This window comes from Microvirga sp. BSC39 (assembly GCF_000739015.1).
Classification (GTDB): Bacteria; Pseudomonadota; Alphaproteobacteria; order Rhizobiales; family Beijerinckiaceae; genus Microvirga.
In genome coordinates this window covers 1-1280 of record NZ_JPUG01000012.1, presented here as the reverse complement: position 1 = coordinate 1280, position 1280 = coordinate 1, and the positions used below count along the sequence as shown (strand labels likewise).

Sequence of the window (1280 nt, the reverse complement as noted above, 5' to 3'; positions counted from 1 at the left end):
GAAGATATAGAAAAATACTATTCTAACGTGTAAGCGAGTTGGAATAGTGAGCATTTAGTAGTGGAACTTTTTTATATAAAAGACTTCTTTGTTACTGGCCTTTAGATCTGTAAGTATGAATTACACCATTTTTTTATTTATTGACAAAATGTTTGAGTTCCATAAAAGAAACATTAAAGACAAATATATTTAGTTACTTTGATTTAAAGTAAAATAATCTCTTAATAAGGAATAAAATCTTTTTTAGAGAGAAAGTATCAGAAAAGGGAATAATATTTACATTTTTAATATATTATGCTAACATTTACTAGGTGTTAGTCATAGATTATAGTGTAGAAGTATAAAAGGGGAAGGATAGTTTTATGGCAAAGGTAGTAGAAACGGTTATTAAAGTTAGTTTAGGTTTCCTTAAGGTTGAGAGAAAAGTAACAAAAAAAGTTCCTGACAAGAAGAAAAAGAAAAAGAAGAAAAAGTAATTACATAAAATATTATTTCTGTATTTGATATAATTAAATAAAAAATCTATACTATATCTATGACTAACCTGCATGGGGGAATACATCATATGTCTAAAAAAACAATAGTAGAAGTTATAAAATATACTTTACCATTGAAAAGCAGAATCGCTTTGATGATAGCGTTCATTTTATCATTGCTAAGTGCTGCTATTGGTTTGGTTTCTCCGATGATTGTAAAGGAGTTTGTTGATCAATTTTCAAACCAAGTTATAGATTGGACGTTAGTTGCCCTTGTTGTAGGATTGTTAATAGCAGATAGTGTATCTTCTACAGTTGCTTCCTCTATAATAAAGTTTACAGAAGAAAAAGTAGTATATTTATTAAGGGAAATTTTATGGAGCAAAATATTAAAACTACCTGTTTCATATTTCCAAAAAAATAAGTCGGAGTCTTTAGTTAGTCGTCTAACTGAAGATGCCACGTTAATTTCATCTATCTTAACAAAAGATCTAATAGATTTTGTGATGGCTATTATCTCTGTGATTGGGGCCATTATAGTTTTAATGTTAACTGATTTTTGGTTAACTATATTAGTCATCGTGCTTGTTCCGCTTACTTTTGTTCTAGTTTTACCGCTTTTTAAAAGAATAGAGCATATTAATTATAGTCGACAAGAAAAATTATCAGAAGTTACCGTCTTTTCTTCACAAATACTTAGGAATTTCAAAATTGTGAAAGCTTATGGTAGGGAAGCAGATGAACAAGCTAAAGGAAAGAACTTTTTTTCTAATATGTATCAATTGAGTATTAGAGAAGCGATTA

Annotated in this window: 1 protein-coding gene; it reads left to right on the top strand. The window is 28.4% G+C overall.

Features of this window, described 5'->3' with window-relative positions:
- Nucleotides 1-565: 565 nt before the first annotated feature.
- A partial coding sequence (locus tag MA07_RS29375) for an ABC transporter transmembrane domain-containing protein (protein WP_160195354.1) occupies nucleotides 566-1280 on the top strand: 715 nt, incomplete at its 3' end.